This window comes from Myxococcus sp. CA039A, assembly GCF_013336645.1.
GTDB classification, from domain to species: domain Bacteria; phylum Myxococcota; class Myxococcia; order Myxococcales; family Myxococcaceae; genus Myxococcus; species Myxococcus llanfairpwllgwyngyllgogerychwyrndrobwllllantysiliogogogochensis.
On sequence record NZ_JABUMQ010000801.1, the window covers coordinates 1 to 425 of the forward strand.

At 66.8% G+C, this 425-nt stretch carries 1 protein-coding gene and 1 pseudogene; both read left to right on the forward strand.

Annotation, left to right across the window (positions count from 1 at the left end; genetic code table 11):
• Positions 1-239, forward strand: a pseudogene (locus HR086_RS48135) (IS66 family insertion sequence element accessory protein TnpB); the annotation flags it as partial.
• Positions 239-424, forward strand: a complete 186-nt coding sequence (tnpB, locus tag HR086_RS47665; protein WP_174468989.1) for an IS66 family insertion sequence element accessory protein TnpB — start codon at positions 239-241, stop codon at positions 422-424. The pseudogene HR086_RS48135 and the gene tnpB, both read left to right, overlap by 1 nt.
• Position 425: the final 1 nt, after the last annotated feature.

Sequence of the window (425 nt, forward strand, 5' to 3'; positions counted from 1 at the left end):
CGCTCAGCGCCTTCCAGTACACGCTGTACAAGAAGCCGAGGTCCGCACTGGGGCGGAGGCCCGAATCGACAGAGAGGCCACGGGGGAGGTTCCTTCCCGTGGAGGTGGTCGCGTCCCCCGTGCGGCGGACGAGAGAAGGACTGATGCTCGAGGTGGCGCTGCCGCGAGGAGTGCTCCTGCGTTTCCCGGAGGGCACGCAGGCGGAGTACCTCGCGCATCTCGTGGCGGTGCTCGGCTGATGCTGCTGTTGCCCCGGGCGGTGCGAATCCTGCTGGCACGTGGGCCGGTGGACATGCGCAACAGCATCGATGGGTTGGCGGCGATAGTGCGCGCGGAGTGGAAGGAGAGTCTCTACGCCGGCCACCTCTTCGTCTTCGTCTCGCGGCGCGGGGACAAGGTGAAGATTCTCTCCTGGGAAAGGTAGC